The organism is Bartonella taylorii 8TBB (assembly GCF_902825155.1).
Taxonomy (GTDB): Bacteria; Pseudomonadota; Alphaproteobacteria; order Rhizobiales; family Rhizobiaceae; genus Bartonella; species Bartonella taylorii_A.
Genome location: NZ_CADEAG010000161.1, coordinates 1 through 418 on the forward strand (window position 1 = coordinate 1; position 418 = coordinate 418).

Here is a 418-nt window from a genome sequence, read left to right on the forward strand (position 1 = left end):
AATAACCTTCTTCAGTGCTGCTGCGGGCTGGCATGTTTAAAGCACATACTTGTTTACCTCTATATTGCTCAAAGCTTTTAAAACTTCCATCATGAACGTATTAGAAGCAAGATGCTGCCGCATTAGTGTAGGTAACGTTTCTAATATGCAAATCTAAAGTGCCACGATAGTCAAGAGTGTGAAGAAGTCTGAGGAGGTAGAAGCAGCATGCAAATTAAAAATTTGTACCAATAACCCTCCAACTAAAGGTGCAAGTGCCGGTGACATCCCAATAAAGGGAAAGACAATCAAGTAAAGTTTTCCTGCTGCTTTTTTATCCAATAAATCATTTATAATAGCACGGCTCAGAACAATCCCTGCACAAGCCCCAAGACCTTGTAAAAAACGTAATACAAGAAAAGCTTGAATATTAACAGTA

General features: G+C 38.5%; 1 pseudogene. It reads right to left on the reverse strand.

From position 1 onward, the window contains the following. Window positions 1-39 precede the first annotated feature (39 nt). Window positions 40-418, reverse strand: a pseudogene (locus J7R13_RS09960) (MFS transporter); the annotation flags it as partial.